The following is a 15,517-nucleotide window of genomic DNA, read 5'->3' as shown; positions in this document are numbered from 1 at the left end:
ACGGAGTACATTATGTCCCGAAGAGAGCTTGCTAACGCCATTCGCGCCCTGAGTATGGACGCGGTACAAAAGGCGAATTCCGGTCACCCGGGTGCCCCGATGGGAATGGCGGATATCGCTGAAGTTCTGTGGAACGATTTTCTCAAACACAATCCCACCGATCCGACCTGGTACGATCGCGACCGCTTTATCCTGTCCAACGGTCACGCCTCAATGCTGCTGTACAGCCTGCTGCATCTGTCCGGCTACGATCTGCCGATTGAAGAGATCAAGAACTTCCGCCAGCTTCACTCGAAAACGCCGGGCCACCCGGAAATTGGCTATACGCCAGGTATTGAAACGACTACCGGCCCGCTGGGTCAGGGTCTGGCAAATGCGGTCGGGCTGGCGATTGCCGAACGCACGCTGGCAGCGCAGTTTAACCAGCCGGATCATGAACTGGTCGATCACTACACTTACGTGTTTATGGGCGATGGCTGCCTGATGGAAGGGATTTCCCACGAAGTCTCTTCGCTGGCGGGGACGCTGGGACTGGGCAAGCTGATTGGCTTTTACGATCACAACGGCATTTCCATTGATGGCGAAACCGAAGGCTGGTTCACCGACGATACCGCAAAACGCTTCGAGGCCTATCACTGGCACGTGGTGCATGAGATTGACGGCCACGATCCTGAAGCGGTGAAGAAAGCGATTCTGGAAGCGCAAAGCGTGAAAGATAAGCCGTCGCTGATTATCTGCCGGACGGTGATCGGCTTTGGCTCACCGAATAAAGCAGGTAAAGAAGAGTCGCACGGTTCGGCGCTCGGTGAAGAAGAAGTGGCGCTGGCTCGTAAGCAGCTTGGCTGGAATCATCCTGCCTTTGAGATCCCGAAAGAGATCTACCGGGCGTGGGACGCACGCGAGCGCGGCGAGAAATCCCAGCAGTCATGGAACGAGAAGCTGGCGGCCTATGAGAAAGCGCACCCGGAACTGGCGGCAGAATTTAAGCGTCGGATGAGCGGCGGAATGCCGGAAAACTGGCAGCAGACGGTACAGGACTACATCAACAAATTGCAGGCCGAACCTGCGAAAATCGCCAGCCGTAAAGCGTCGCAGAACTCGCTGAACGCCTACGGTCCGGTACTGCCGGAACTGCTCGGCGGTTCGGCGGATTTGGCTCCCAGCAACCTGACTATCTGGAAAGAGTCGGTTTCCCTGAAAGAAGATCCGGCGGGCAATTACATTCACTACGGCGTGCGCGAATTTGGCATGACCGCCATCGCCAACGGTATCGCACACCACGGCGGATTTATTCCCTACACCGCGACCTTCCTGATGTTTGTCGAGTACGCGCGTAACGCCGCACGTATGGCGGCGCTGATGAAAGCGCGGCAAATTATGGTCTACACCCATGACTCCATCGGACTGGGGGAAGACGGGCCGACGCACCAGGCGGTTGAACAACTCGCCAGCCTGCGTCTGACGCCTAACTTCAGCACCTGGCGTCCGTGCGATCAGGTTGAAACCGCCGTGGCGTGGAAAGCGGCCATCGAGCGCCATCACGGGCCGACTGCGCTGATCCTCTCCCGTCAGAACCTGGCGCAAATGGAGCGCACGCCGGAGCAGGTGGCGAATATTGCACGCGGCGGTTACGTGCTGAAAGATGCGGGCGGTAAACCGGATCTGATCCTGATTGCGACCGGCTCCGAGCTGGAAATTACCGTGCAGGCGGCGGAAAAACTGCGTGCAGACGGTATTGCGGTGCGCGTGGTGTCGCTGCCATCAACAGACGTGTTTGACGGTCAGGATGAAGAGTATCGTGAATCGGTGCTGCCTTCTGACGTTAGCGCACGCGTGGCGGTGGAAGCCGGGATCGCCGACTACTGGTATAAGTATGTGGGTCTGAAAGGCGCGATTGTGGGCATGACCGGCTACGGCGAATCCGCTCCGGCGGAAAAACTGTTCCCGTACTTTGGCTTTACCGTCGAGAACATTGTCGCCAAAGCGAAGAAAGTGGTTAACGGGTGATCCAAAGCGTGGGCCAGGCATCTGGCCCCTGCCAGTTATCACAGCTCGGCTCTTCGGCATATCGCACCAGGCTAAAGCGCTGGCCGTCAAAACGCCAGCGCGTCTGAATCCCGCAGTCGGCTAAGCCACGTCCTTTCGCCAGCGTCGTCAGTTCGTGGTTTTTCTCATCAAATCCGGCATTCATCAACTCCATATTGCTGTCGCCGCTGCCCGGCGTAAACGGCAGGCGCAGACGCACCTGATGCGATGAGAAGGGCTTGCGACGCGACACCAACCACGCCAGATCGACCGTATTATAGGCGCCCGCCTCGCAGCTGATGGCCATCAGCGCTTTCGTATCGGTCAGTGCCCAGATCCGCACCTCGCGCCGTCCAGGGTCCAGCGAACACTGAATGTTGCTCACTTTCCAGTTGCCGTAATCCAGCAGATCTTCGCGCTCTGTCTGACTTAATGGCGTCGGCGTCGGATTCACCGCCACGACCTCTTTCAGCGGCGGCGCTGGCGGCACACGCAGTGGGGGATTATTTCCTTTACTGATCCACGCGGTCTGGCTGCCGACGCGCTGCTGGCGATCGTCAATAAACAGCAGCGCGGCTTTGAGACCTTTCAGCGAAATGATTTGCGGCCCCGCCGTCAGGGTGATGGCATCGGCGTCCTGAATGTGGGCGAGGAAAGCGCTTACCGTCGCTCCGTCGCTGGTCATTACGCGCAGCGGTTCGCTGCGCCAGCGGGGAGAAGTGAGTTTCAGCGGTTGACCGTCGAGAAGAAAGCGGGAAGCGACCGGGAACGGCTTCGTCGAATGCGGCTCCAGCCCGCCCAGTTCAATTCGCAGGCTGGCGTCGGTGTGCGCCCCGGCGCTGCGGCTTAAGGTCATGACCAGCCCGAAATGCTGACCGGTATTACGCGCCACGCAAAAGTTTTGGTTATTACAGGTGACCTGCCAGTCGGTAAACGCCTGTTGCGCAGGCGCAGCCCACGTCGCGCAGACCGGTAGCGCTCCGATAACCCAAAACAGTAAAACGCGAAAATACATGAACGGCACAGCCCCGGCAGAATAGAGTCATTTCACACAGGGCGTAACTCTACTGGCTAAAATGTGCCGCTCAATCAGAATTATCGGATTGCGCTCATAAAAAGTTGCCGGGCTGGAAATAACGCCTGCATCAGGCCGGAGGTTTGCAAATATTGCAGCAGGATCACGGCCTTACCGTCACGAATTTCACCGCTGGCGATCATCTCCAGCGCGCTGGTGAAGGGAATTTCCAGCACTTCGATATCTTCATCTTCCACCCCGCCGCCTGCGTTGGCACGCAGAGAATCGTCATATTCGGCAATAAAGAAGTGAACGATTTCGGTGACGCCGCCGGGAGACATATACAGCTCAAATACCTTACGCACCTCGCCCACCCGGTAGCCGGTCTCTTCGATAGCCTCTTTGCGGATGCAGATTTCCGGCTCGTCGTCGTCCAGCAGACCGGCGCAGGTTTCAATCAGGCGGCCATCCGCATTGCCGTTGACCCAGGTGGCGACGCGAAACTGGCGGATCAGTACCACGGTATTTTTGCTGCGGTTGTAAAGCAGGATGGTCGCCCCGTTACCCCGGTCGTACACTTCACGCTTATGGCGGATAACCTCGCCATTTTTTCGCGTCAGATCGTAGGTAATATTGCGCAGAACAAAGTAGTTTTCGGAGAGGATTTTATCTTTTATAACAGCGATCTTAAACGACATACGGGCTCCGCGAAGTGAGAATGAGCAGCTATCTTACGCCGCAGAGCCGGGTTTGTCGTTAATGGGCGTTGAGTGGACTGACCCCAAGCCAGGCCAGAATGCCTTCGGCCGCGTGCCGCCCTTCCGCCATCGCGGTGACCACTAAATCGGCCCCGCGCACCGCATCGCCACCGGCGAAAATTTTCGGATGGGTGGTCTGATAGCGATACTGACTGTTGACGCTGGCGGCAATGCGGCCCCAACTGTCGGTCTGCACGCCCTGCGCTTCCAGCCACGGCATACGGTGAGGATGAAAACCAAAGGCCATAATGACCGCATCGGCAGGCATCACAAATTCGCTTCCGGCGACCGGCAGCGGACGGCGACGCCCTTGGGCATCCGGCTCGCCGAGTTCGGTCCGCTGAAAGCGCACGCCGCTGACGTGGCCCTGCTCATCCAGTTCGATGTTGACCGGCTGAACGTTAAACTCAAAATTCGCGCCTTCCTCACGGGCATTTTTCACCTCTTTTTTCGATCCGGGCATGTTGGCTTCATCACGGCGATAAGCGCAGGTGACGCGGTTCGCGCCGTGACGCAGCGCGGTGCGCACGCAGTCCATCGCGGTATCGCCGCCGCCAAGCACCACCACATTTTGCCCGCCCGTGTCGGTCCACGGCTCGTCCAGCCCCATCACATGTTTGGTATTGGCGATCAAAAAAGGCAGCGCGTCGTATACGCCGGGCGCGTCTTCATTGGGAAGATCGGCCTTCATTGAGCGATAGGTGCCGACGCCGACAAACACCGCGTCGTAATCCGCCAGCAGCGCGGAGAGCGGAATATCTTTGTCAATTTCACAGTTCAGTTCAAAGCGGACGCCCATCGCAGTGAAGATTTCACGGCGGCGGGCAAGGAGCGATTTATCCAGCTTGAAGGCCGGAATGCCAAACGTCAGCAGGCCGCCGATTTCCGGGTGGCGATCGAACACTACCGGCTGTACGCCCTGACGTATCAGCACGTCAGCGCAGGCCAGCCCGGCGGGACCCGCGCCGATAATCGCCACTTTTTTATCGGTCAGGGTGACGTGCCGGAGATCCGGTCGCCAGCCCTGGGCCAGCGCCTGGTCAGAGATATAGCGCTCGATGTTGCCGATGGTCACTGCGCCGTGGGCATCGCGCACGGTACACGCGCCTTCGCAGAGTCGATCCTGCGGGCAAACGCGACCGGTAATTTCCGGCAGGCAGTTAGTCTGGTGTGAAAGTTCTGCCGCCGCCGCAATATCGCCGCCTTTAACCTGCTCAATCCACTGCGGAATGTGGTTATGCAGCGGACAGGTCCATTCACAAATACTGTGATCGCCGCATTTCTGGCAGCGGGTGGCTTCATCATGCGCCTGCAACGGGCTGAAAGGCAGGTAGATTTCCGCAAACCCGCTTTTTCGCGCGGCAAGATCGAGCTTATCCGGTTCGCCGCGTGCGGTCAGCGCCTGCATCTGCGCTTTTTTGCTGATTGTCGGTGCGGACTGCGGCGCGGCCGGTCCCTGCCAGTGCGTTTCGCGGCGGGCGGTGTTCAGGCGACGATTTTTAGCCAGTCGGGTGAGCGTTTCCGGGGTGATAATTTGCAGCGCGTCCGCCGGGCAATTCTGCACGCAGGCAGGCCCGGCTTCGCGCGATGCGCACAAATCACATTTGTGGGCAGTCGCGTTGACCCGCCCCTGTCCGACGGGCGTTATCGTCATTTGCATGGTGCCGAACGGGCAGGCCACCACACAGGATTTACAGCCAATGCATCGTTCTTCCAGCACCTGCACCGCATGGTTTTCAAGGCGGATGGCGTCGTTGGGACAGCTACGGGCGCAGGGGGCATCTTCGCAGTGATGGCAGGTGACGGCGCTTTGCTGCTCGCCGCTTTTTACAACCGTGATGCGGGGGCGGAAATGCAGTTTGCTGACCACGTGCTGCTCATGATTGTGCGCCATCACGCAGGCCACTTCGCAGGCATGGCAGGCGATGCATTTCTGGCTATCGGCCATAATAAAGTGATTCATTGCCAGGTTCTCTGTTTGCTGATAAAGCCTTAATCTTTATATGCGTACTTTCTTAGCTGAGCTTCGCGCGGGCAGCAATGGACATTTGCCTGGAAAAGAGGCTTATATTCAGAGAACCTGTAATAGATCAATTTATTTCACGGGATTTGAAACTACGTTTCAGACGGTGCAACACGCTATTATGTCAGCGACATGTAGAGGTAAAAGGGTAACCGGCGAGATAATTTACATTATCTCCTTAATTTCTCCACGTTTGTTAAAGCCCTTGCCGCTACAGTGTTACAAGCAATGTTATAACAAAAAATGAGCAATAGAGGTTCTGAACGCGATGGCGAATTTCTTTATCGATCGCCCCATTTTTGCCTGGGTGCTGGCAATACTGTTATGCCTGCTGGGCACGTTATCCATAATTTCATTACCCGTTGAACAATATCCCGACCTCGCTCCGCCAAATGTGCGCGTGACCGCCAACTATCCCGGCGCTTCGGCGCAGACGCTGGAAAATACGGTGACTCAGGTCATCGAGCAGAATATGACCGGCCTCGACAACTTAATGTATATGTCGTCGCAGAGCAGCAGCACCGGCCAGGCGAGCGTAACGTTAAGTTTCGTCGCCGGGACCGATCCTGATGAAGCCATGCAGCAGGTGCAGAATCAGCTTCAGTCAGCGATGCGCAAACTTCCGCAGGCGGTGCAGAATCAGGGCGTGACGGTGCGTAAAACCGGCGACACGAATATTCTGACCATCGCTTTCGTGTCTACCGACGGCAGTATGGATAAGCAGGATATCGCCGACTACGTGGCGAGTAACATCCAGGAGCCACTGAGCCGAATTAACGGCGTCGGCGACATCGACGCCTACGGCTCACAATATTCCATGCGCATCTGGCTCGATCCGACCAAACTGAACAGCGTCCAGATGACGGCAAAGGACGTTACCGACGCCATTGAATCGCAGAACGCGCAGATTGCCGTCGGTCAGTTGGGTGGAACGCCTGCCGTTGATACTCAGGCGCTGAACGCCACCATTAATTCACAGTCGCTGCTTCAGACTCCCCAGCAATTCCGCGATATTACCCTGCGGGTGAATCAGGACGGCTCAGAAGTGACCCTGGGCGACGTGGCGAAAGTGGAGATGGGCGCGGAGAAATACGACAACCTTAGCCGCTATAACCGCCAGCCCGCGTCCGGGCTTGGCGTCAAGCTGGCATCCGGGGCCAATGAAATGGCGACGGCGGAACTGGTGCTACATCGGCTGGATGAGCTGTCGCAGTATTTCCCCCACGGGCTGGAGTATAAAGTCGCTTACGAAACCACCTCTTTCGTTAAAGCATCCATCATCGACGTGGTGAAAACGCTGCTGGAAGCGATCGCGCTGGTATTCCTCGTGATGTATCTGTTCCTGCAAAATTTCCGCGCCACGCTCATCCCCACTATCGCGGTGCCGATTGTGCTGATGGGGACGTTTGCCGTGCTCTATGCCTTCGACTACAGCATTAACACTCTCACCATGTTTGCGATGGTGCTGGCCATCGGTCTGCTGGTGGACGACGCGATTGTGGTGGTGGAAAACGTCGAGCGCATCATGAGCGAGGAAGGACTTTCCCCGCGCGAGGCCACGCGAAAATCAATGGGCCAGATTCAGGGGGCGCTGGTCGGGATTGCGATGGTGCTCTCCGCCGTGTTTGTGCCGATGGCCTTTTTCGGCGGCACGACAGGGGCTATCTATCGCCAGTTTTCGATAACCATTGTCTCGGCGATGGTGCTGTCGGTGCTGGTGGCAATGATCCTTACCCCTGCCCTGTGCGCCACAATACTTAAACCGCTGCATAAAGGTGAACATCACGGGCAGCGCGGATTTTTCGGCTGGTTCAACTGCACGTTCAACCGCAACGCCCGGCGCTATGAATCCGGCGTGGCGAAAATTCTCAATAGCAGCCTGCGCTGGATCCTGATTTATGTCCTGCTGCTCGGCGGCGTGGTATTCCTGTTTCTGCGCCTGCCGACCTCTTTTCTGCCTCAGGAAGACCGGGGCATGTTCACCACCTCGATTCAGCTTCCGAGCGGCTCCACCCAGCAGCAAACGCTGAAAGTGGTGCAGAAAATTGAAGATTATTTCTTCAACAACGAAAAGGATAACGTGACGTCCATTTTTGCCACCGTTGGCTCCGGCCCTGGCGGTAACGGTCAGAACGTGGCGCGGATGTTCGTGCGCCTGAAAGACTGGGACGATCGGGATATGAGCAGCGGCTCGTCGTTCGCCATTATTGAACGTGCGACCAAAGCGTTTCGCCATATTAATGAAGCGCGGGTGATCGCCAGCAGTCCGCCGTCGATCAGCGGCCTCGGTAGCTCTGCCGGGTTTGATATGGAGCTTCAGGACCACGGCGGAAAAGGGCATGATGCGCTGATGGCGGCCCGTGACACGCTGCTGGATCTGGCAGGAAAAGAGGACGCCCTGACCCGCGTCCGGCATAACGGTCTCGACGACAGCCCGCAGTTACAGATCGACATCGATCAGCGTAAAGCGCAGGCGCTGGGGGTGAATATTGATGATATCAATGACACCCTGCAAACCGCGTGGGGATCGAGCTACGTCAATGACTTTATGGATCGTGGCCGGGTGAAAAAAGTGTACGTGCAGGCCGCCGCGAAGTACCGGATGCTGCCGGATGACGTTAACCAGTGGTACGTGCGTAATAAAGACGGCAACATGGTTCCCTTCTCTGCTTTTGCGACATCGCGCTGGGAAACCGGCTCGCCGCGTCTGGAGCGCTATAATGGCTACTCCGCGCTGGAGATTGTCGGCGAAGCCGCGCCCGGTGTCAGTACCGGGACAGCTATGGACATTATGGAGAAGCTGGTACAGCAGTTGCCCGGCGGTTTTGGTCTGGAGTGGACGGCAATGTCGTATCAGGAACGTCTCTCCGGGGCGCAGGCTCCGGCGCTGTACGCCCTCTCCCTGCTGGTGGTCTTTCTGTGCCTGGCGGCGCTGTATGAAAGCTGGTCGGTGCCGTTCTCGGTGGTGCTGGTGGTGCCGCTGGGTCTGTTTGGCGCTCTGCTGGCGACCTGGATGCGCGGGCTGGAAAATGACGTTTATTTTCAGGTGGGCCTGCTGACGGTCATTGGTCTGGCGGCTAAAAACGCCATTCTGATCGTAGAGTTTGCCAACGAACTGAATCAGAAAGGGGAAGACCTGCTTAAAGCCACGCTGGACGCCTGCCGCCAGCGGCTGCGGCCAATCTTAATGACCTCGCTGGCGTTTATCTTTGGCGTGCTGCCGATGGCGACCAGTACCGGTGCCGGTTCAGGCGGCCAACATGCGGTGGGAACGGGGGTCATCGGTGGGATGATCTCAGCGACAATCCTGGCAATTTTGTTCGTGCCGCTGTTCTTTGTGCTAATCCGCCGCTGTTTCCCGCTGCGGCCACGGGCGAAGTGAGATATTCAACTTCCATGAACAAAAAAGCGACCGTTACGGTCGCTTTTTGCTGTATTGCTACACTGGAGCCATCACCATCACGGCTTACGGCGAGGGATTTTATTTACGCAGCATCCCTTCAATAAAATCTTTCCAGTTCCCTAGTTCACGATCAATCATAACGACCTCTCTTTATTATTATCGCTATTTTACAAAATTCTTTTTTCTGTGAAAAGAATTTTTACGCCACGGCTATACGGGTTTCCTCCTGGATTTTCCTTAACTGTTGAGCTTAATATGCGCGTCGGGCGTGGCTATTAATGTGACACATAGCAACATTTTGCAATATCTTTCATCAGAGAAGCCATAATTATAATCCACATCAATAAACAGACGCCGAAGCCCTCCACGAAGCGCCAAAAGCCTTTTCCGCCGGGCATCAGGGTCGCACATTACTTTTTCGGTTCTCGTTCCGGGGCTGCGCGGCAGATAAATTATTGACATTGATTATGTTAACCTTTGAAGTCCATATTGTTGGCATTGTTACATTTTCGGTTACGATGACGATCTTATTATGACGGTGCAGTGGCAGCTCACCCGCTAATCTCTTCCCTAAAAACGCCCCTATAACATTCTCTTTTGGCTGGCGATTTAATCATGCACTTTTACTATGGTTATAGTGATAAATTCGAGTATGGAATTAGGCGTCGGAATAATGTTCTGCTTCAGGTTATTTTCATTCACGCGATGATTACATAATATTCGATTAATTATGCGCTGATATTGAATAAGAAATCTCATTCAAATAATATGAACAAATCCACTTAACGACATGAGGGCTGTTATGATTGTCCTGTACGGCATTAAAAACTGCGATACCATCAAAAAAGCGCGCCGCTGGCTGGATGACCACGGTAAAACGTACCGCTTCCACGATTATCGCGTTGATGGCCTTGATGAATCCCTGTTACGCTCGTTTGTGAACGCGCTGGGCTGGGAAACGCTGCTGAATACGCGTGGCACGACATGGCGCAAGCTGGATGATGCGCAAAAGTCGGCGGTAAAGGATGCCGATTCCGCCATTATATTGATGCTGGAAATGCCAGCGATGATTAAACGCCCATTGCTCTGCGCGCCAGGGAAGCCTATGCTGCTGGGTTTTAATGATTCAGGTTATCAGACCTGGTTTGATGAGGTGTAGTGTATGTCTTGCCCGGTTATTGAGCTGGCACAGCAGCTTATCCGCCGCCCTTCGCTGAGTCCCGACGATGCGGGATGCCAGGCCATTATGATTGAACGTCTGCGCGCGATTGGCTTTACTGTCGAGCCTATGGACGTTGGCGATACCCGCAATTTCTGGGCGTGGCGTGGGCAGGGTGAAACGCTGGCGTTTGCCGGTCATACCGATGTGGTTCCCGCTGGCGATGCTGACCGCTGGATCAACCCGCCGTTTGAACCGACGATCCGCGACGGTATGCTTTTTGGTCGCGGCGCGGCGGATATGAAAGGTTCACTGGCGGCAATGGTCGTGGCAGCCGAACGTTTCGTGGCGCAGCACCCCAATCATCGCGGTCGGCTGGCATTTCTGATCACCTCCGATGAAGAAGCCAGCGCCAAAAACGGCACGGTCAAAGTGGTTGAAGCGCTGATGGCGCGCCATGAACGGCTGGATTATTGCCTGGTGGGTGAGCCTTCCAGCACTGAAGTAGTGGGCGACGTAGTGAAAAACGGTCGGCGCGGTTCGCTGACCTGCAACCTGACCATTCACGGCGTCCAGGGACACGTTGCTTATCCGCATCTGGCCGATAACCCGGTACACCGTGCGGCCCCGATGCTCAGCGAGCTGGTTGGCATTGAATGGGATCGCGGTAACGACTATTTCCCGCCAACCAGTATGCAGATTGCCAATATTCAGGCCGGGACCGGCAGCAATAACGTGATCCCCGGCGATCTGTTTGTTCAGTTTAATTTTCGCTTCAGCACCGAGCTGACCGATGAAATGATCAAAGCCCGGACGATCGCCCTGCTGGAAAAACATCAGTTGCGCTACACGCTGGACTGGTGGCTTTCGGGGCAGCCTTTCCTTACGGGACGCGGTAAGCTGATTGAGGCGGTGGTCAACGCAATTGAGCACTATAATGAAATTAAACCGCAACTGCTGACCACAGGCGGCACATCTGACGGACGTTTTATTGCGCGGATGGGCGCACAGGTGGTTGAACTGGGGCCGGTTAACGCAACCATTCATAAAATAAATGAATGCGTCAATGCCGCCGACCTGCAACTGCTGGCCCGTATGTATCAGCGCGTGATGGAACATCTGGTCGCCTGACGGCCGCACAATCAAGAGGATTCGCACATGGAATGGCTAACAAAATACTGGTGGATTCTGGTACTGGTGTTTCTGGTAGGCGTATTACTCAACGTGATTAAAGATCTGAAACGGGTCGATCACAAAAAATTTCTCGCCAACAAGCCGGAACTGCCCCCGCATCGTGACTTCAACGATAAATGGGACGATGAAGACGACTGGCCGAAGAAAAAGTAACGCTGGCGGCGGAAAAGGGTTGCCCTTTCCGCCGTTTTTATTTTCAGAACAGTTCAACAATCCCGTCATCATTCGGCTTGCCGCCGCTTAGCGCTTCATCGAAGTAGTGCTTCGGTACGGTATAGCGCAAATGATCGAGAGCAAACTGCATACTACGCTCGTCGATGGCGTGCCCCAGACCCTCAACGATATCCAGCGTGACATCCCCGCCCGCCTGCATAATCGCTTCCTGTGCTGCCACCGCATGTGCCAGGTCAATCACCCGGTCTTCACCGCCGTGGATCAAATGCACGGTGGTGGCAGTCGTGGCGTTTTCCGGCAGCGTGGCGTAGCGGCCGTTAAAGGCGATCACCCGTGATGCCAGACCCGGCTCGGCTTTGATGCTCTCCAGCGACATGATCGAGCCTTGCGAGAAACCGATTAACGCCGTCGCCAGCGGGCCGACGCCGCTCTGCTTCTGCCAGAAGCGCACGGTCTCAATAAATGTCGGCATAATGGCGTCCACGCGCGCCTGACGGTTAGCTTCCGTCACGTCCTGCACGGAAAACCACTGGCGTGCTGGCGGCGAGCCGCACGGCTCTGCCCCGCCGATGCTGACGATCAGCGCGTCGGGAAAAAGCGGCGCAAACCAGCTTCCCAACTGCCCCATCGCCACCGGATTGTCACCGACGCCATGAAACAGCAGCAGTAATTGTTGCGCAGGCTTGTCAGGATTCTGAACGATAAAATGATCGTGTTTCATGGCTTTCTCCTTTGTTCTGACAGGCAGTTTACGCCGTCCGGGGGTAATGACCATGCCATTTAACTGAATGAGATTGTTAAAAAAACTGCATCTCGCTAACCTGCTGACGCAGCGATTCAGTGCGTGGCGCATCGAGTGCCGCCATTGCGCGGGCGGCCTCCTGACGCATCTGCCTGAGCAACGCTTTGCGTCCGGATAAACCTGACGCGGCGCAAAGCTGGCTTTCACTCTGCCGCGCCAGCCGACCGCGCAGCGCGGGCAGCGGCAGTTCAACCTGTAATAACAGCCGATGCAGACTGCCCACAGCCGCCATCAGCGGGCGATGAGCAAAGGCAAAACTCGCCAGTTCCTGCCAGTCATTATCATTAAGCATAGCGTCATCGCTGGCAGTCAGGGGAAATGTCTCATCCAGCCACGGCGTCAGCCAGCGCAGGTCGCGAAGCAGCCGCTGATGCTCATGCGCCGCCAGCGTCTGTCCGCTGGCGGTAAGCGGACGCAGCGCCATCGCGGTATAGCAGCCGCTACTGGCTTCACGATGCGTCCCGATGCGCACCAGCGTAAAGCCACAGCGTTGCCAGAAGCGCCACAGCTCTGGCGTGTAGCCAAAGCTGACCGAAAGGTAATCGCACCCCTGCGCCGCCAGCCACGCCTGTTCAACCAGCCTTTGCCCTGTCCCCTGGCGCTGCGCCTGCGGATGTACCGCGATCCGACTGATGCGCAGCGCTTTTAGGGTGGCGGCAAACGGGCTGCCGCCGTGCGCCGCCAGCGACTGCGCCACCAGATTGCCACGCGGTCGGCGAAATCCGGCCCACACCGCCTGACTTAGCGCCGGGCTTAGTCCCCCTTCCTCAACCAGCCATAGCGCCCCGGCGGGAACGGTATCGCTGCGGGCGGCAATAAAATGCTGGCCTGGCGCATCCATCATTCGACGCAGGTCCAGCGGCGAAGTGCGATAGTGCGCACCGGAAAGAAGCTGGTACAGCGCGCCAGGCAGCGCCGGATGCGTCCGCCATGCTTGTTGTTCGACGGGCGTAAAATAAATATCGCCCTGCGGAGGAACATGAAAAGTGGCATCGGTGAATAACAGCGCCGCGTTGACGATGTGTTCCAGCGGACAGCCCTGCGCCCAGCGCTGCGGTTGCGCAAGAGTAAAAGCGCGCAACTGCGGGAAACGGGCGCAAAACTTAAGCAAAAAGCCGCGGCCGGTGCCTTCATAACCCTGTACGGTGGTAGTCAACAGCATGCGCGGAAAACGCGCCGTCAGCTGCTGCAACAACGGGCCGGGGATAGCGGCGGCTTCATCAACGATCAGCCAGTCGGCGGTTTCATCAGAGGCCAGCAGCGCATCAGGAGCCATAAACCGGTAGCCCTCGCCCGCAAAGCTGGCCAGCACGTCGGTTGCCGCTTTCGCAGGCGCGGTGACAAGAGTCTTGCCCGCAGTGCGGCGGATAAGCATCCCGGCCAGCGCCGATTTTCCCCGTCCGCGCTCCGCCGTCAGCACGGCAATCCCGGCGGGCATTTCCGCCAGTTGGGCAAGAATGCGCGCCTGTTCAGCGGCAGGCTGGCCGCAGGCCGGATGCCAGCGCGGGCGCGGCACAGTGTCCGGCACCTGCAATGGCTGGCCCTGCTGCCAGATAAGCGTGTCAGGGTGATGTTTAATATGATGGCAAAAATGCTGAATAAAATTCGGCGTGGGGATGGGGTCTGGCGTGTCGCTCCAGCGCACGGCGTCTTCGTCCGGCAGTTCAGCCCAACGGGACAGCGGCGGAGTGAGCAGTACCAACCAGCTTCCGGCGCGCAGCGTGCCGCCGAGCGCGGCAAAGGCGGCTACGTCAAAGCCCCGCCGGGCGTCAAACACCGCATGATGAAATTCCCGCCCCAGCAGGGTCATTAACGCACCGGGCGGACAGTGCGGCTCCGGCATGGCCTGCGGGCTGACGCTAAGCCAGTCTCCGGCAAGCATGGTCCGCAAATGCTCCGCCTGCGCCAGCGTCCAGCGCTCATCGCCACTGATGACCAGCAGGCGGCGAAGCCCTTCCTGCGCCATTGTTGCCGTCAGCGCCCGTAATTCATCCATGACAGCCCTTTATTATGCCCGGTTAGAGAGTTTTACCGAAGGTATTACACTGCGCCGGATCGCCGCTGTCAAAACCACGCTTAAACCAGCTGTAGCGCTGCTCGGAAGTGCCGTGGGTGAAACTGTCCGGCACCACGCGGCCCTGACTTTGCTTTTGCAGGCGGTCATCGCCGATGGCTTCCGCCGCATTCAGCGCTTCCTGCACGTCGCCCGCTTCCAGCACGCCCTGTTTTTGCATATCGTTGCCCCAGACGCCCGCGAAGCAGTCAGCCTGCAATTCCATGCGCACCGAAAGACGATTAACCTCCGCCTGAGATGCATTCTGCTGTTGCTGACGCACTTTGGCTTCAATGCCCAGCAGTTTTTGCACGTGGTGTCCGACTTCATGCGCGATCACATAGCCCTGCGCAAAGTCGCCATCCGCGCCAAGTTTGGTTTTCATATCATCGTAGAAGGAGAGATCGACATACACGGTGCTGTCTGCCGGGCAATAGAACGGTCCCATCACCGATTGCCCGGTGCCACAGCCGGTTCCGGTGTAGCCCCGGTACAACACCAGACGGGGCTGCTGATATTGACGCCCCATATCTTTAAACAATTTGTCCCAGGTTTCTTCGGTGGTTCCCAAAATCACTTTGGTGAATTTAGCCGACTCTTCATCCTGCGGGCTGACTGAGCGCTGGGTACTCTGTTGGGAGACCGGCTCGCCGGTCAGTAAACCGGTCAGATCAACGCCGTAATACCCGGCTACCACGACCACCAGCAGGATAATAATCCCGCCTTTGCCGGTGGGAATGCGAAAGCCGCGTCCGCCGCCCATCATCGGCGATCCAGAGTCGTTCCGCCTGTCCTCTACGTTGTCACTTTCCCGACGCCCTTGCCAGCGCATAACGACCTCTGCCATTTAATTATTGATGTTGATTATGATCGTAGGCGGTATAGCGCAGGATTACCACTGAAAAGCGGGT

General features: G+C 57.0%; 12 protein-coding genes. 5 read left to right on the top strand and 7 right to left on the bottom strand.

The genetic code is table 11. From position 1 onward, the window contains the following. Window positions 1-12: 12 nt before the first annotated feature. Window positions 13-2,007, top strand: a complete 1,995-nt coding sequence (tkt, locus tag RT197_RS16215; protein ID WP_312952185.1) for a transketolase — start codon at window positions 13-15, stop codon at window positions 2,005-2,007. On the opposite strand, the gene RT197_RS16210 is transcribed toward tkt, so the two are convergent. The 3 genes from RT197_RS16210 to aegA form a co-directional block, all read right to left on the bottom strand. Further along, window positions 1,997-3,040 carry a DUF1176 domain-containing protein gene (locus tag RT197_RS16210; RefSeq protein WP_312952184.1) on the bottom strand — a complete coding sequence of 348 codons (1,044 nt, stop codon included), beginning with the start codon at window positions 3,038-3,040 and terminating at the stop codon, window positions 1,997-1,999. The genes tkt and RT197_RS16210 overlap by 11 nt on opposite strands. 80 nt (window positions 3,041-3,120) lie before the next feature. Next, window positions 3,121-3,738 carry a GDP-mannose pyrophosphatase NudK gene (nudK, locus tag RT197_RS16205; protein WP_312952183.1) on the bottom strand — a complete coding sequence of 206 codons (618 nt, stop codon included), beginning with the start codon at window positions 3,736-3,738 and terminating at the stop codon, window positions 3,121-3,123. A 58-nt stretch (window positions 3,739-3,796) separates the two neighbouring features. Beyond that, window positions 3,797-5,761, bottom strand: a complete 1,965-nt coding sequence (aegA, locus tag RT197_RS16200; protein WP_312952182.1) for a formate-dependent uric acid utilization protein AegA — start codon at window positions 5,759-5,761, stop codon at window positions 3,797-3,799. A gap of 328 nt (window positions 5,762-6,089) precedes the next feature. Here aegA and acrD point away from each other — a divergent pair, with 328 nt between their 5' ends. Continuing rightward, window positions 6,090-9,203: a multidrug efflux RND transporter permease AcrD gene (gene acrD, locus RT197_RS16195; protein ID WP_312952181.1), complete on the top strand. Its 3,114-nt coding sequence runs from the start codon at window positions 6,090-6,092 to the stop codon at window positions 9,201-9,203. A gap of 99 nt (window positions 9,204-9,302) precedes the next feature. Here the strand turns inward: acrD and ypfM are convergent, their stop codons facing one another. Further along, window positions 9,303-9,362, bottom strand: coding sequence for a protein YpfM (gene ypfM, locus RT197_RS16190; protein WP_128879464.1), 60 nt, complete (start codon window positions 9,360-9,362; stop codon window positions 9,303-9,305). A gap of 664 nt (window positions 9,363-10,026) precedes the next feature. Here ypfM and RT197_RS16185 point away from each other — a divergent pair. Genes RT197_RS16185 through RT197_RS16175 form a run of 3 tightly spaced genes read left to right on the top strand, consistent with a single transcriptional unit; the run spans window position 10,027 to window position 11,730 of the window. Beyond that, window positions 10,027-10,383 (top strand): ArsC family reductase, encoded by a 357-nt coding sequence (locus RT197_RS16185; RefSeq protein WP_312952180.1) that lies wholly within the window; start codon window positions 10,027-10,029, stop codon window positions 10,381-10,383. Between the two features lie 3 nt (window positions 10,384-10,386). After that, a complete protein-coding gene (gene dapE, locus RT197_RS16180; RefSeq protein WP_312952179.1) occupies window positions 10,387-11,514 on the top strand; it encodes a succinyl-diaminopimelate desuccinylase in 1,128 nt (375 codons plus the stop codon). 27 nt (window positions 11,515-11,541) lie between these two features. Next, window positions 11,542-11,730, top strand: coding sequence for a YpfN family protein (locus RT197_RS16175; protein ID WP_103677909.1), 189 nt, complete (start codon window positions 11,542-11,544; stop codon window positions 11,728-11,730). Between the two features lie 43 nt (window positions 11,731-11,773). On the opposite strand, the gene ypfH is transcribed toward RT197_RS16175, so the two are convergent. The 3 genes from ypfH to RT197_RS16160 form a co-directional block, all read right to left on the bottom strand. Beyond that, complete coding sequence (gene ypfH, locus RT197_RS16170; protein ID WP_312952178.1) at window positions 11,774-12,472, bottom strand: esterase; 699 nt, start codon at window positions 12,470-12,472, stop codon at window positions 11,774-11,776. Between the two features lie 76 nt (window positions 12,473-12,548). Beyond that, on the bottom strand, window positions 12,549-14,549 hold the full coding sequence (locus tag RT197_RS16165) for a GNAT family N-acetyltransferase (RefSeq protein ID WP_312952177.1): 2,001 nt from the start codon (window positions 14,547-14,549) through the stop codon (window positions 12,549-12,551). Between the two features lie 22 nt (window positions 14,550-14,571). Continuing rightward, the gene (locus tag RT197_RS16160; RefSeq protein WP_312952176.1) at window positions 14,572-15,438 is read right to left on the bottom strand and encodes a neutral zinc metallopeptidase; all 867 of its coding nucleotides are present in this window, start codon (window positions 15,436-15,438) and stop codon (window positions 14,572-14,574) included. Between the last annotated feature and the right edge of the window lie 79 nt (window positions 15,439-15,517).

Source organism: Superficieibacter sp. (assembly GCF_032071645.1).
Classification (GTDB): domain Bacteria; phylum Pseudomonadota; class Gammaproteobacteria; order Enterobacterales; family Enterobacteriaceae; genus Superficieibacter.
The sequence above is the reverse complement of the archived record's forward strand: the minus strand, read 5'-3'. Positions and strand labels throughout refer to the sequence as shown.